Annotated in this window: 15 protein-coding genes; 6 read left to right on the top strand and 9 right to left on the bottom strand. The window is 63.0% G+C overall.

Annotated elements, in window-relative coordinates; translation table 11 throughout:
* The first annotated feature begins 43 nt into the window (after positions 1–43).
* Together ASF81_RS15565 and ASF81_RS15105 are read left to right on the top strand one after the other, a co-directional pair.
* Positions 44–172: a hypothetical protein gene (locus tag ASF81_RS15565; RefSeq protein ID WP_255353885.1), complete on the top strand. Its 129-nt coding sequence runs from the start codon at positions 44–46 to the stop codon at positions 170–172.
* Positions 169–309, top strand: a complete 141-nt coding sequence (locus ASF81_RS15105) for a hypothetical protein (RefSeq protein WP_156363265.1) — start codon at positions 169–171, stop codon at positions 307–309. Before ASF81_RS15565 ends, ASF81_RS15105 begins: the two co-directional genes overlap by 4 nt.
* Positions 310–640: 331 nt before the next feature.
* Here ASF81_RS15105 and clpX read toward each other — a convergent pair whose 3' ends face one another.
* Entirely contained in the window at positions 641–1909 is a 1269-nt protein-coding gene (gene clpX, locus ASF81_RS12575) for an ATP-dependent Clp protease ATP-binding subunit ClpX (protein WP_055755232.1), read from the bottom strand.
* Between the two features lie 194 nt (positions 1910–2103).
* Here clpX and ASF81_RS12570 point away from each other — a divergent pair, with 194 nt between their 5' ends.
* Entirely contained in the window at positions 2104–2751 is a 648-nt protein-coding gene (locus tag ASF81_RS12570) for an HAD-IB family hydrolase (RefSeq protein ID WP_055755231.1), read from the top strand.
* A gap of 3 nt (positions 2752–2754) precedes the next feature.
* Here the strand turns inward: ASF81_RS12570 and ASF81_RS12565 are convergent, their stop codons facing one another.
* From ASF81_RS12565 to tig, 4 genes are all read right to left on the bottom strand, one after another.
* On the bottom strand, positions 2755–3075 hold the full coding sequence (locus ASF81_RS12565; RefSeq protein WP_055755230.1) for a hypothetical protein: 321 nt from the start codon (positions 3073–3075) through the stop codon (positions 2755–2757).
* 73 nt (positions 3076–3148) lie between these two features.
* Complete coding sequence (locus ASF81_RS12560) at positions 3149–3796, bottom strand: ATP-dependent Clp protease proteolytic subunit (protein WP_017506180.1); 648 nt, start codon at positions 3794–3796, stop codon at positions 3149–3151.
* 93 nt (positions 3797–3889) lie between these two features.
* Complete coding sequence (locus tag ASF81_RS12555) at positions 3890–4795, bottom strand: hypothetical protein (protein WP_055809066.1); 906 nt, start codon at positions 4793–4795, stop codon at positions 3890–3892.
* A 104-nt stretch (positions 4796–4899) separates the two neighbouring features.
* On the bottom strand, positions 4900–6246 hold the full coding sequence (tig, locus tag ASF81_RS12550; RefSeq protein WP_082503575.1) for a trigger factor: 1347 nt from the start codon (positions 6244–6246) through the stop codon (positions 4900–4902).
* 190 nt (positions 6247–6436) lie between these two features.
* Here tig and ASF81_RS12545 point away from each other — a divergent pair, with 190 nt between their 5' ends.
* A complete protein-coding gene (locus ASF81_RS12545; protein ID WP_055809061.1) occupies positions 6437–7138 on the top strand; it encodes an MBL fold metallo-hydrolase in 702 nt (233 codons plus the stop codon).
* An 18-nt stretch (positions 7139–7156) separates the two neighbouring features.
* Here the strand turns inward: ASF81_RS12545 and ASF81_RS12540 are convergent, their stop codons facing one another.
* Entirely contained in the window at positions 7157–7450 is a 294-nt protein-coding gene (locus ASF81_RS12540) for a hypothetical protein (protein ID WP_052689558.1), read from the bottom strand.
* Between the two features lie 103 nt (positions 7451–7553).
* Here ASF81_RS12540 and ASF81_RS15305 point away from each other — a divergent pair, with 103 nt between their 5' ends.
* Both ASF81_RS15305 and ASF81_RS12535 read left to right on the top strand, forming a co-directional pair.
* On the top strand, positions 7554–7715 hold the full coding sequence (locus ASF81_RS15305; RefSeq protein WP_017506186.1) for a hypothetical protein: 162 nt from the start codon (positions 7554–7556) through the stop codon (positions 7713–7715).
* 116 nt (positions 7716–7831) lie between these two features.
* On the top strand, positions 7832–8053 hold the full coding sequence (locus ASF81_RS12535) for a general stress protein (protein ID WP_039243609.1): 222 nt from the start codon (positions 7832–7834) through the stop codon (positions 8051–8053).
* A gap of 85 nt (positions 8054–8138) precedes the next feature.
* On the opposite strand, the gene egtB is transcribed toward ASF81_RS12535, so the two are convergent.
* From egtB to ASF81_RS12520, 3 genes are all read right to left on the bottom strand, one after another.
* On the bottom strand, positions 8139–10298 hold the full coding sequence (gene egtB, locus ASF81_RS12530; RefSeq protein WP_055809293.1) for an ergothioneine biosynthesis protein EgtB: 2160 nt from the start codon (positions 10296–10298) through the stop codon (positions 8139–8141).
* A 102-nt stretch (positions 10299–10400) separates the two neighbouring features.
* Entirely contained in the window at positions 10401–11612 is a 1212-nt protein-coding gene (locus tag ASF81_RS12525) for an acyl-CoA dehydrogenase family protein (RefSeq protein WP_017506190.1), read from the bottom strand.
* Between the two features lie 105 nt (positions 11613–11717).
* On the bottom strand, positions 11718–12023 hold the full coding sequence (locus ASF81_RS12520) for an SCP2 sterol-binding domain-containing protein (RefSeq protein ID WP_017506191.1): 306 nt from the start codon (positions 12021–12023) through the stop codon (positions 11718–11720).
* Positions 12024–12285 lie beyond the last annotated feature (262 nt).

The following is a 12285-nucleotide window of genomic DNA, read 5'->3' as shown; positions in this document are numbered from 1 at the left end:
TTTACGGGGATCGGGCGTCTTCTGCGGATCCAAGGAGATGACCATGAGCCGTTCCCACCTGCTGGCCGAGACTCTGAAGCGTCCAGCCCCGGCGCCGACAACCCTTCAGATGGCGATGACCTTCATCGGCGCCCTGTTCGGCGCCCCGATCCGCAAGGGCCGCGCGCGATGATGCAGGGCCATATCGAGGGCGGCGTGACACGCGCCGCCCATCCCAGACGCTATCGGGTCGTGCCTCGCGCCAGCGGTTGGGCCGTGGCGCTCAACAACGCCTGCACCCGTCCCCTGCCCGATCGCATCTCGGCCTAACGTCTCGCCGCCCGACTTCAGGCCGAGGCCGACCGCCTGAACCGCGACCAACATCGCCTGACGCAATGATAACGTCCCTAGCCTAGCCACCCGCCGTTGAAATCCTGACGATCCAGCCTGTCGGCGATCGCTGGCGCATCACCTCAAGCGACGGCCTGTTCGAAGGCGTCTTCACCGACGCCAAAAGCGCCGTCCGATGCGCCAGAGCGGAGGCCGACGCCCATCCGCGCCATATCCTGATGCTGGCCAAACCCGCCTGATCGCCTCAGGTCAACAAAAAGGCCGGAGCGATCTCGCTCCGGCCTTCGTCATTTCAGGACTTTTCGCCGATTCAGGCGGCGCCGTCGGCCTTCTTCTTGGAGGCTTCCGAATAGATCAGCAGGGGCTGGGCCTTGCCGTCGATGACCTCGGCGTTGACCACAACCTCTTCGACGCCTTCGAAGGTCGGCAGTTCAAACATGGTCTCCAGCAGGATGCCTTCCAGGATCGAGCGCAGGCCGCGCGCGCCGGTCTTGCGCGTGATGGCCTTCTTGGCGACAGCGATCAGGGCGTCGTCGGTGAAGGTCAGTTCGACGTTCTCCATCTCGAACAGGCGCTTGTACTGTTTGACCAGAGCGTTTTTCGGTTCGGTCAGAATGGTGACCAGCGCCGTCTCGTCCAGATCTTCCAGCGTCGCCAGAACGGGCAGACGACCGATGAACTCGGGGATCAGGCCGAACCGCATCAGATCGTCAGGCTCAACACCCTTCAGAATGTCGCCGGTGCGACGTTCGTCGATCTCCTTGACCTGAGCGCCGAAGCCGATCGAGGCGCCGGCTCCACGCGCAGAGATGACTTTCTCCAGGCCAGCGAAGGCGCCGCCGACGATGAACAGGATGTTGGCGGTGTCGACCTGCAGGAACTCCTGCTGCGGATGCTTGCGACCGCCTTGCGGCGGCACGGAGGCGACGGTGCCTTCCATGATCTTCAGCAGGGCCTGCTGCACGCCTTCGCCCGACACGTCGCGGGTGATCGACGGGTTGTCCGACTTGCGCGAGATCTTGTCGATTTCATCGATGTAGACGATGCCGCGCTGGGCCCGCTCGACATTGTAGTCCGAAGCCTGAAGCAGCTTCAGGATGATGTTCTCGACATCCTCGCCCACATAGCCGGCCTCGGTCAGGGTCGTGGCGTCGGCCATGGTGAAGGGCACGTCGATGATGCGCGCCAGCGTCTGGGCCAGCAGCGTCTTGCCCGAGCCGGTCGGGCCAATCAGCATGATGTTCGACTTGGCCAGTTCGACGTCGTTGTTCTTCGTCGCGTGGTTCAAGCGCTTGTAGTGGTTGTGGACGGCGACCGAGAGCACCTTCTTGGCGTGCGCCTGGCCGATGACATAGTCGTCCAGCACGTCGCGGATTTCCTTGGGCGTGGGCACGCCGTCGGTCGTCTTCTTGAAGCCGATCTTGTGCTCTTCGCGGATGATGTCCATGCACAGTTCGACGCATTCATCGCAGATGAAGACGGTCGGGCCCGCGATGAGCTTGCGGACCTCGTGCTGGCTCTTTCCGCAGAACGAGCAGTAGAGGGTGCTTTTGGCGTCGGTGCCGGCTGCTTTGGTCATAGACCCTTATCTCACTCCCGCGGGTCGGACCGAAATGGCCCAAAACGCGCTTCCCTCACATTGATTCCAGCACTCTGGATGCGAAGGTCTTCAAAAAATGACAATCACCCATCACACGTTCCGGAACAACCCCGAAGGCGGCAAGGGATTGTTGCAGTGCGTGGATGGATCAGTGTCGACGGGGATCAAGGCGAATGTCTGACATGGGTATTGTGCAGGAAATACGCCAGTCCACGGCGAATGGACCTGCCATCGTCGCCTTCGATTTCGACGGCACGCTGACGATTCGAGACAGCTTCACCGAGTTCCTGCGCTGGCGCGCCGGTCCGGGCGCCTGGGCCTTGGGATTGGTCAAGCTGGCTCCGGCGCTGGCCGCCTACGCCAAGGATCGCGACCGGGGCCGGATCAAGGCGGCCTCCGTAAAGGAATTCCTGCTTGGCGTGAGCCGCCAGACGCTGGAAACGGAAGCCGCAGCCTTCGCCGAAGAGATCTGGCCCCGCTTCATGCGCCCCGATGCGCTTGAGGTGTGGAACGACTGGGGCCAACGCGGTGCGCATCGCGTCATCGTGACCGCGTCGCCGACGACGACCGTTGCGCCGTTCGCCCGCAAACTGGGGGCCGAGGCCTTGCTGGGCACTGAGTTTGTCTTCAACGCCGATGACCGAATCACCGGCGACTTCGCCGGTCCCAACTGTCGCGGTGAGGAAAAGGTGCGGCGGCTGAAAGCGGCCTATGGCGATGACATGACGCTCGTCGCCGCCTACGGCGACACCTCGGGCGACACCGAGATGCTGGCGATGGCCCAGCAGCCAGGTTTCCGAATTTTCCGCCGGAAGCCCTGAAACTTAGTTGCCGTCGGCGTCCACGTCGAACACCATCGCCTTGCCGCGCGAGGCCGGATCCCAGCCGGCCTCGATCGCCGAGGCGACAGCGGTGCGGACAGCGTCGACATTGACGCGCTGCTTCTCCACATCTGGTCGGCCGTTGGGCCGAAGTGGCGGCGGAAACTGCACGATGGCTTCACGCTTGAAGTCCGCGTGGCGAAGGGAGACGGCCATGCCCTCCCAGACATTTCCGCCCTTGGGCTGAGGTTGGCGACGAAGCTCCCAGACGTAGCTTTCGCCATCGACATCGACCGTGCCGCTTTGATCTCGTGTGAACTGCATGGCGGTTCCGATAGCACAAAATGAAAAGGGCGCGCCGCAACGGGCGCGCCCTTTTCGCCTTTCGACGGCAGTCTTAGTTGCCGGGCGTCTTCACGCCATCGGCGTCGGCCTGCTCGCGGCGATCGTAGACATGGTCAACGATGCCCCAGGCCTTGGCTTCCTCGGCCGACATGAAGTGGTCGCGATCCAAAGTCTTCTCGACCTCCTCATACGTCCGACCGGTGTGATGGACGTAGATCTCGTTCAGACGACGCTTGGTGTAGCGGATGTCGGCGGCATGCAGTTCGATGTCCGACGCCTGGCCGCGGAAACCGCCCGAGGGCTGGTGCACCATGACCCGCGCATTCGGCAGGGCGATCCGCTGGCCAGCGGCGCCCGCCGTCAGAATCAGCGAGCCAGCCGAAGCCGCCATACCCATCACCACGGTCGAAACCGGGCTCTTGATGTATTGCATGGTGTCGTAGATCGCGAGCGCCGAGGTCACCTGACCGCCGGGGCTGTTGATATACATGCTGATTTCCTTCTTGGGGTTCTCCGATTCAAGGAACAGCAGCTGGGCGCAGATCAGCGACGCCATCCCGTCCTCGAACGGTCCCGTCAGAAAGATGATTCGCTCACGCAGCAAGCGCGAGAAAATGTCGAAGGAACGCTCACCGCGGCTGGATTGCTCCACCACCATCGGCACCAGGTTCATGTTCATCAGTTCGATCGGATCGCGCATTTAGCCTTCTCGGATGCAGTGGCGACGATTCAGCGTCGTCAGCCGGTTATGCTGCATATCGCGTTCGATGACACCCTGCGCAAGACGCCGGGTTCAATCGGACTGCGCGTCTTGCTGGTTCGCCGCTGCACGACGTCCTTTCTGTAGTCGTTCCACGACCGCCGCCTCCTGCGCGGCGGCGGATGCGCGATCGGGCTCCGCTTCATATAGCGCTTGCAGATAGGCGCGGTCCCAGTCCGTGAGGCCGGTCACGTTCTGAGGATCACCAAATAAATTCAGCACAGTGGGCTGATCGGAGTAGTCGGCGCGGGCATCGACCTGCGCCAAGACGACCATCGCGGCGTAGTCCATCAGAGCCGGCAAAAGGACGCCACTGGCCTTGGTCATATCAATGACGACGGTCGCTGAGTTCAGGTCGTACCGCAGTGGCGACCTTATGCGGCTGACGGCCCGCGATCCAATCGAGGGCGGTTCTCCACCGGCGACACGGGCCGCCAGTTGGCCAGTGTCTGCTGAGACTGGCAGGGAAATGTGCCACCATCGCACTGGCGCATCGCTGGTTTTGAACCGTTCCAGCGCCGCCAAACCCATGTTCGTGTTGTCGATCGGAGGACGGAAACGACGACGCCAACCTTCCACCAGCGCAGATGCGACACTGGGACCATCCTCCGTGGCGATTATGAGCACATTGGCCGAGCAGCCAGGCTCGCCCACTCGAATTTCAAGATCATGAGCGATTTCGCCGATGCGATCGGCAAGCATCTGACCGTAGGGCGCCTTCAATCCGGCGACGCTGACGCACAGCGGCGTATTCCACCGTCCAAGCCGCGCACCGGCGGGCGCGGTCGCGACGCGCTGAACAAACTGGCGCGCGGCCTGCCGCGGCGACTGCCCCTCGACCGTGATCTCCTCCAAATCTGCCGGGGGCGGCTGTCCCGGATCCTGCGCCTGCGCGCCTGCGGTGATGAGGGCGGCCAGAGCGACAGCGGAAAAAGACATTGAAGACATACCTGAAAAGCAAAATGGGCCCGCACTGCGGACCCATTCGACTTACAATCCAGACGCCACAACTGCCAGTTACGGTCGTGTAATCGAGCGGAAAATCAGCCCTCGTCCTCGTCTTCCTTCAGCAGCTCTTCCTTGGTGATCGGCTTGTCGGTCACGTCGGCGACGCCCACGATCAGGTCGACGACCTTTTCTTCGTAGATGGGCGCGCGCATCTGGGCGGCGGCGTTGGGGTTCTGGCGGTAGAAGTTCAGGACGGCCTGTTCCTGGCCCGGATAGTTGCGGGCTTCCTGCCGGATGGCGGCGTTCAGTTCCTGGTCGGTGACCTGGACGTTGTTGGCGCGACCGATTTCGGCCAGCACCAAGCCCAGACGCACGCGGCGTTCGGCGATCTTGCGGTATTCAGCCTTCAGATCTTCGTCCGACTTGGCGGCGTCTTCTTCCGGCAGACGACCAGCGGTCTTGTCAGCCTCGACCTGCTGCCAGATGCCGTCGAACTCGGCGTCCACCATCTTCGGCGGCAGCGGGAAGTCGTGGGCTTCATCCAGTTGGTCTAGCAGAGCGCGCTTCAGCTTGAAACGGGCGGCGCCGGCGTATTGCTGGTCGAGGTTGGACTTCAGCAGTTCCTTCAGCTTGTCCAGCGACTCCAGACCAATGCGGGTAGCGAACTCGTCGTCGATCTTGGATTCGGCTTCCGCCTTGATGGCCTTCACCTTGATGTCGAAGGTGGCCTTCTTGCCGGCCAGATGGGCGGCTTGATAGTTCTCGGGGAAGGTGACCTCGATGGTCTTCTCTTCGCCGACCTTGGCGCCCGTCAGCTGCTCTTCGAAGCCGGGGATGAAGCGGCCCGAGCCGATCACCAGGTCCGCGTCCTCGGCGGCGCCGCCTTCGAAGGGCTCACCATCCAGCTTGCCCAGGAAGTCGATCGTCAGCTGGTCGCCCTCGGCGGCCTTGACGGTCTTGCCCTTCTTGTCTTCGTAGGTCTTGGCCTGACCGGCCAGTTCCGTCAGGGCCTCGTCCAGATCGGCGTCCGACGCTTCATAGGTCGGGCGTTCCAGCTTCAGGGTCTTGGGATCGACCGGCTCGAAGTCCGGCATGATTTCCAGCGACATTTCATAAGCCAGGTCTTCCTGACCGGCGATGACCTTGTCCATGTCCGAGGTCAGCTTCATCTCGGCCGGCGCAGCCGGACGGATTTTGGCTTCGTCGAGGGCCTTCTGGCTGGTTTCGTTCAGCTCGGCGTTGATGATCTCGCCCATGAACTCACGGCCGAAGGTCTTCTTGACGTGGGCGACCGGCACCTTGCCCGGACGGAAGCCCTTCAGCTTCACCTGCGGGGCGACTTCCTTGACGCGGGCTTCGAGCTTTTCATTCAGCTCCGCGACGGGAATGGTGACCGCGATCACGCGGCTGAGGCCTTCGTTCGACTTTTCGACGACTTGCATGGTCGGGATTCTGACGCTCTGGGGCGCATGAGCCATCGAGACGGCCGGCGCGGAATGGATAAGCAAGAAGGCCGCCCCGTGTGGAGCGGCGCCTCGAAGCCCGCCCTTATGTCGAGAAGGGCCCGAAAGGTCAACGCGGGCGTAGTCAGAGCCGGTGGTTTCGCGGCCTTTGCGTGGCTATGTTGACCAAATGAGCCAACCCGCCTCCCCCATCGGCGTCTTCGTCACGCCCGTCACCCCGCTTCAACAGAACTGCACGACCGTCTGGTGCACCGCCACCAACAAGGCCGCCGTGATCGATCCTGGCGGTTCGGTCGATGCAGTCCTGGGCGAGGTCACGCGGCGCGGCCTGACGCTGGATCAGATCTGGATCACCCACGGCCATCTGGATCACGCGGGCGGCGCAGCAGAAATGCAGGAAAAGACCGGCGCCCAGATCACCGGCCCTCAGAAGGCCGACCAGTTCTGGATCGACCGAATCGTGGAAAGCGGCCGGATGTACGGCCTGCCCGACGCTCGCCCCTTCACGCCCGATCGGTGGTTGGAGGATGGCGACACGGTATCGCTGGGCGAAACGACCTGGGAAGTGCGCCACTGTCCCGGCCATACGCCCGGGCACGTCATCTTCTTCAACCGCGCGGGGCGATTCGCTCAGGTCGGCGACGTTCTGTTCAAGGGTTCGGTGGGTCGCACCGACTTCCCGATGAGCGACCCGCCCGCACTGATCCGCTCGGTGATCGAAAAGCTCTGGCCGCTGGGCGACGACGTCACCTTTGTGCCGGGCCACGGGCCGATCTCCACCTTTGGCGAAGAGCGACGGACCAATCCGTTCGTGTCTGACGCTGCAATGCGACAGGCCCCGATCCAGCGTGAGCCGTCGGGGCCTGCCTGAGCCTGCTGATCGTGTGGCTTATCGGCGCAGGATCATGCCGATGATGACGCCGATACCCAACGCATAGAGCGTGGCCTTCATCGGATTGTCCTGAATGTCTTCCTGCACGCGATGGACGCGTCCGGAAATCTTCTCACGCACCAGGCCCGCATCTTCTCTGACGGCCTGACGGACCGACGTGGTCTTGCCAAAGCTGCGGCCCTCGCCTTGGGCAAGAATTGCGTCGGCCTGTCGGTCCAGACGTTGGGTCAGATCATCGTCCTCCAGGACGATGTCGTCGGGTGATGTCGCGCTTATTGGGGTGTTGGTCATCTCGATCTCCGTGGTTCGCTGAACAAACCGGTGTTGCGACCCATGGTTCCTTTTTGAACGCGGGCGATCAGGGTGCGTTGGTTGATCGCACAAGGAGCCGCTCATGACCTATATCGAACCCACTCCGACCACGCCGCAACCCGAGATCCAGCCTGAGCCGGCGCAGCAGCCGGAAATACAGCCTTCAGACACGCCCGATGAAGTTCCACCGATGGAACCGGATGGTGGCGGCGAAGGTGATTCGCGGCCTTACGGTGCTGGGTAAAGTCAAACTCACGAGCCCTTGAGGATCGCGACAGTAAAACGGAGTTCCCGACGGAACCGTCACCGAGTCACTGGGTTCACTTCAGCAAGCGCAACGGCAGCACTGAAAGGAACACGATGGACAGCCAACCCACACGCCCCTCCGGCGTTTCCAAGCGAGGTTTTGCCTCCATGGATCCCGAACGTCAGCGCGAAATCGCGCGCAAAGGGGGCGCAAGCGTCCCCAGCGAAAAACGCAGCTTCTCCCAAGACCGCAGCCTCGCCGCACAGGCGGGCCGCAAGGGTGGAGAAGCGTCGCACGGAACCAAGAAAGACGCGGACGCCGCCGACGGGCAATAGTCGGCGGAACTCGATACAAAACAAGGGCGGCCCATCGATCGATGCGCCGCCCTTTTTCTTGGCCGCGATCAGCCGCGCATTCGGCTCAGGCGCGCAGGACCGCCAAGGCGACGCTCGGCGCCGGAGAGGTATCGATGCGGACAACCGTCCAGCCGGCGGCGGCCGCCATAGTCTGGATCGATTCAGGGGTGAACTTGCGCGAGCTTTCGGTGTGGATCGTCTCGCCGGTCATGAAGCGGAATGTCCGATCTCCGATGTGCGCGGTCGTCGGCGCAATCGCTTGCAGATGCATTTCCATGCGCGAGGCGTCCGGGTTCCACACGGCGCGGTGAACAAAGGCGTCCACATCGAAATCAGCATCCAACTCGTGATTGGCGCGGATCAGAACGTTGCGATTGAAGGCCGCCGTGACGCCTTGGCTGTCGTCATAGGCGGCGACCAGGATTGCAGGATCTTTGACCAGATCGACGCCCAGAATGAACAACGCCCCCTCTCCTAGCATCCGACGCGCCGCCGCCAGGAATTGCTCGGCCTCATCCGGTTGCAGATTGCCGATGGTCGAGCCGGGGAAGAAGCCGATCCGTCGCCCCGACGGAAGATCGTCGGGCAGCGGGGCCAGATGTTCGAAGTCGCCCAGAACTGGCTGCACGCGCAGGTTTGGATAATCAGCACGGACGCGAATAGCGGCGTCCATCAGAGCACTCTCGCTGATGTCGAGCGGAACGTAGGCGCCGAGGTCGGTGGCGGCGTCTAACAAAATCCGCGTCTTCTCGCTGGCGCCGGATCCGAATTCGACCAGCACCGCGTCGGGGCCAAAGTCGGCCGTCAACTCTGCTGCGCGATCGCGCAACAGCGCCATTTCCTGCCGGGTCGGATAGTATTCGGGCAGCACGGTGATGTCTTCGAACAGACGTGACCCGTCCGCGTCATAGAACCACTTCGGCGGCACGGCCTTTTGCGCACGCGACAGCCCTTCGATCATATCCTTTCGAAAGGCGGCGGTTTGGGCGTCGTCCGCTGCGGCGTCTCGCGCCACGGTCCGATCTTCAGCCAGTCTCAAACCCATGAAGGCCCACCTCTGTTGGGGATAGAAGAAGTTGCGATAGGTGATGCGGTCATGGCCCGGCGGCGTGGCGAACGATCCGCCTCGCAGCACCATCTGATTGGCCATGAACTTGCCGTTGTATTCGGCGGCGGTGCCCGGCGTCGGCTGAAAACCGGGATAGGGCGCATAGGCGCTGGACGTCCACTGCCACACTTCGCCAGCCAGGTTGGAGAACGCATCAGGTGAAAAGGCGGCGGCATGTTCCCATTCCGCCTCGGACGGCAGTCGCTTGCCGGCCCAACGGGCAAAGGCGTCGGCCTCATAAAAGCTGATGTGGCGAACCGGCGCAGCAGGATCGACAGGTTTACGCCCCGTCAGACCCATCACGGTCCAGTCGCCATCCGCCAAACGCCAATACAGCGGCGCGGTCCAGCCCTCGGCCTTGACCGTCGCCCAGCCGTCCGACAGCCACAGCTCGGAACGCGAATAGCCGCCATCCTGGATGAAGGCGATCCAGTCGCCGTTCGTCACCAGATCCGCAGCCAGAGCGAACGGCTCCAGCCACACACGGTGCGCCGGCCCCTCATTGTCGAAGGCGAAGCCCGATTGGTCGTGGCCGATCGTCACCAGACCGGCGTCGAACGCCACCGTTCCAACGCGCGTGTTTTGAAGCGCCTCGGCTCTGGGCTCGATCTCATAGGCGGCGGGGTCGAGCGGAGAGCGCGACATCAGGTTCAGCACATCCATCAGGAAAAGCTCTTGATGCTGCTGGTCGTGGTGCAGACCCAGCTCGAACAGATAGCGTTGATGGCCGCTGGTCTCGCCCTGCGCCAGCCAGGCGACCATCCGGCGGTCGATCTCTCGGCGATAGGCCAGGACCTCATCGACGGAGGGGCGAGTCATCAGCCCGCGCTGGTCCCGCCTGACCCGCTCGCCCAAAGCCTCATAGTAGGAGTTGAACAGCTGCTGAAAACGCGGATCGACGGGCTGGTATCCGGGATCGGACGACAGGATCATCGCCTCGAAAAACCAGCTGGTGTGCGCCAGATGCCATTTCCCTGGGCTGCAATCCGCCATCGACTGAGGTGACAGATCCTCGGCAGACAAACCTTCAGCCAGAGCGATCATGCGCGCGCGAACAGACTTGAACCGCGCCACGTCTGACGCAACCCGCGGGTCGGGCTCGGAGCGCGCATTCATGTCAGCTGTCCCGTCCGACACCAGCCCCAGCGCCTTGTCAGTGCCGAACAAACGCACCAACAAGGCCAAGGTTCCCAAGCACTTGGCGTTTGGGATCACATATCAGCGCATCGGGCGGCCGCCATGTTTGGCGTATTCCAACCGCGCGATGGTGCGATTATGGACTTCGTCCGGGCCGTCGGCGATGCGCAAGGTGCGGACACCCGCGTAAAGCTCGGCCAAAGGCGTGTCGCCCGAGACACCGGCGCCGCCGAACGCCTGAATGGCGTCGTCGATGATCTGCAAAGCCATCTTCGGCGCGGCGACCTTAATCTGGGCGATTTCGGAGCGGGCGTTCTTGGCTCCCGCCTGATCCATCATCCAGGCGGCCTTCAGCACCAGCAGGCGGCACATCTCGATGTTGGTGCGCGCCTCCGCGACGCGCTGTTCCCAGACCGAATGCTCGGCCAATTGTTTCTTGAACGCCGTCCGGTTCAGCAGCCGCGTCACCATCAGCTCCAGCGCCCGCTCGGCCGCACCGATCGTGCGCATGCAGTGGTGAATACGGCCCGGGCCAAGCCGCCCCTGAGCGATCTCGAAGCCCCTGCCCTCGCCCGCGATCAAGTTCTCGACCGGCACGCGGACGTTCTCCAGCACGACCTCGGCATGGCCGATCGGCTTTTCGTCATAGCCGAACACCGACAGCATCCGCTCGACGCGGAAGCCAGGCGTGTCGGCCGGCACGATGATCTGCGACTGCTGGGCGTGGGATGCGGCGTCAGGGTCGGTCTTGCCCATGACGATTGTCACGGCCAGATTGGGATGGCCCATATTGGTCGACCACCACTTGCGGCCATTGATGACATAGTGATCGCCATCTCGCTCGATCCGGGTCTGGATGTTGGTCGCGTCGGATGAGGCGACCTCAGGCTCGGTCATCAGGAAGGCCGAACGGATTTCGCCGGCCATCAGGGGCTTCAGCCAGCGGGCTTGCTGCTCGGCGTTCCCGTACATATGGAGCACCTCCATATTGCCGGTGTCGGGGGCGTTGCAGTTGAACACCTCGGCCGACCACAGATGCCGCCCCATCATCTCGGCCAGCGGCGCGTATTCCAGATTGGTCAGACCCGCCCCGTGTTCGCCGGGCAGGAACATGTTCCACAGTCCGGCTTCCTTCGCGGCCGCCTTCATCGTCTCCATGACCGGCGGCTGACGGTTCGAATCCTCGCGCACCTGGGCGAAATATTCGGCTTCGCGCGGGATGACCTGCTCGTCCAGGAAGCGACGGACGCGGGCGTGCCAATCCAGGGCGCGGTCGGAGTGTTTGAAGTCCATGTCGTTTCCTCTTTCCCGTTCGCGCCTCTGCCGGACGCTCGATACGAAAACGGCGCGGCCCCTGGTCGGGAGCCGCGCCGCCATAACTGGTCGTTCAGACCGGCATCAGCGTTTCAGCAGCGGAGCCAGTTTCTGGGCGATCATCATGTCGCCGGCGATCTTCAGCTTGCCCTGCATGAAGGCCATCATCGGGTCCAGCTTGCCTTCCGACAGGGCCATGAAGTCATCCCACTTCATCGAGACGGTGGCGTCGGCGGGCTTGTCTTCGTTGGTGACCGTATTGGGCGTGGAGGCGCCATCGATGTAGATCTTGCCCTCGTCGCCGAGGTCGAGCTTGACGGTCTTGCCGAGGCCGGAGTTGTCGCCGACGGCGCCGCGGATGTGTTCGGTGACTTGTGCGAGATCGGGCATTGGGGGCGTCTCCCTGTTGGACGTTGTGAACTATGGGTTAGCCCGCATCGGCGGGGGCGCCAAGATCACGTCGGGGAAAGCTCGGTCACTTCTCGTCAGCGGAGCTGGAATACAGGCTGGCTGCGCCTAGCGCGACGATGAAGAAGGCGAACGCCGTCACGATAGCGGCGACGAAGGGAACAGCGGATTGCGGCATTGGAAATCTCCTCTGCCGCCCTTCTGAGCCCTATCGCGCCAGCGCGCCTTGATCAGGATCAAACCT

The sequence above is a fragment of the Brevundimonas sp. Leaf168 genome, from assembly GCF_001423685.1.
GTDB classification, from domain to species: Bacteria; Pseudomonadota; Alphaproteobacteria; order Caulobacterales; family Caulobacteraceae; genus Brevundimonas; species Brevundimonas vesicularis_C.
Note: the sequence above shows the minus strand (reverse complement) of the source record. Positions and strands in the feature narration are given on the sequence as shown.

Coding starts and splice junctions, on each gene's coding strand:
- ASF81_RS12560 (WP_017506180.1), bottom strand. CDS start 3,796: ATGCGCGATCCGATCGAACTGATGAACATGAACCTGGTGCCGATGGTG.
- ASF81_RS12565 (WP_055755230.1), bottom strand. CDS start 3,075: ATGCAGTTCACACGAGATCAAAGCGGCACGGTCGATGTCGATGGCGAA.
- egtB (WP_055809293.1), bottom strand. CDS start 10,298: ATGAATGCGCGCTCCGAGCCCGACCCGCGGGTTGCGTCAGACGTGGCG.
- clpX (WP_055755232.1), bottom strand. CDS start 1,909: ATGACCAAAGCAGCCGGCACCGACGCCAAAAGCACCCTCTACTGCTCG.
- ASF81_RS12525 (WP_017506190.1), bottom strand. CDS start 11,612: ATGGACTTCAAACACTCCGACCGCGCCCTGGATTGGCACGCCCGCGTC.
- ASF81_RS12520 (WP_017506191.1), bottom strand. CDS start 12,023: ATGCCCGATCTCGCACAAGTCACCGAACACATCCGCGGCGCCGTCGGC.
- ASF81_RS15565 (WP_255353885.1), top strand. CDS start 44: ATGAGCCGTTCCCACCTGCTGGCCGAGACTCTGAAGCGTCCAGCCCCG.
- ASF81_RS12540 (WP_052689558.1), bottom strand. CDS start 7,450: ATGACCAACACCCCAATAAGCGCGACATCACCCGACGACATCGTCCTG.
- ASF81_RS15305 (WP_017506186.1), top strand. CDS start 7,554: ATGACCTATATCGAACCCACTCCGACCACGCCGCAACCCGAGATCCAG.
- ASF81_RS12535 (WP_039243609.1), top strand. CDS start 7,832: ATGGACAGCCAACCCACACGCCCCTCCGGCGTTTCCAAGCGAGGTTTT.
- ASF81_RS12545 (WP_055809061.1), top strand. CDS start 6,437: ATGAGCCAACCCGCCTCCCCCATCGGCGTCTTCGTCACGCCCGTCACC.
- tig (WP_082503575.1), bottom strand. CDS start 6,246: ATGCAAGTCGTCGAAAAGTCGAACGAAGGCCTCAGCCGCGTGATCGCG.
- ASF81_RS12555 (WP_055809066.1), bottom strand. CDS start 4,795: ATGTCTTTTTCCGCTGTCGCTCTGGCCGCCCTCATCACCGCAGGCGCG.
- ASF81_RS12570 (WP_055755231.1), top strand. CDS start 2,104: ATGTCTGACATGGGTATTGTGCAGGAAATACGCCAGTCCACGGCGAAT.
- ASF81_RS15105 (WP_156363265.1), top strand. CDS start 169: ATGATGCAGGGCCATATCGAGGGCGGCGTGACACGCGCCGCCCATCCC.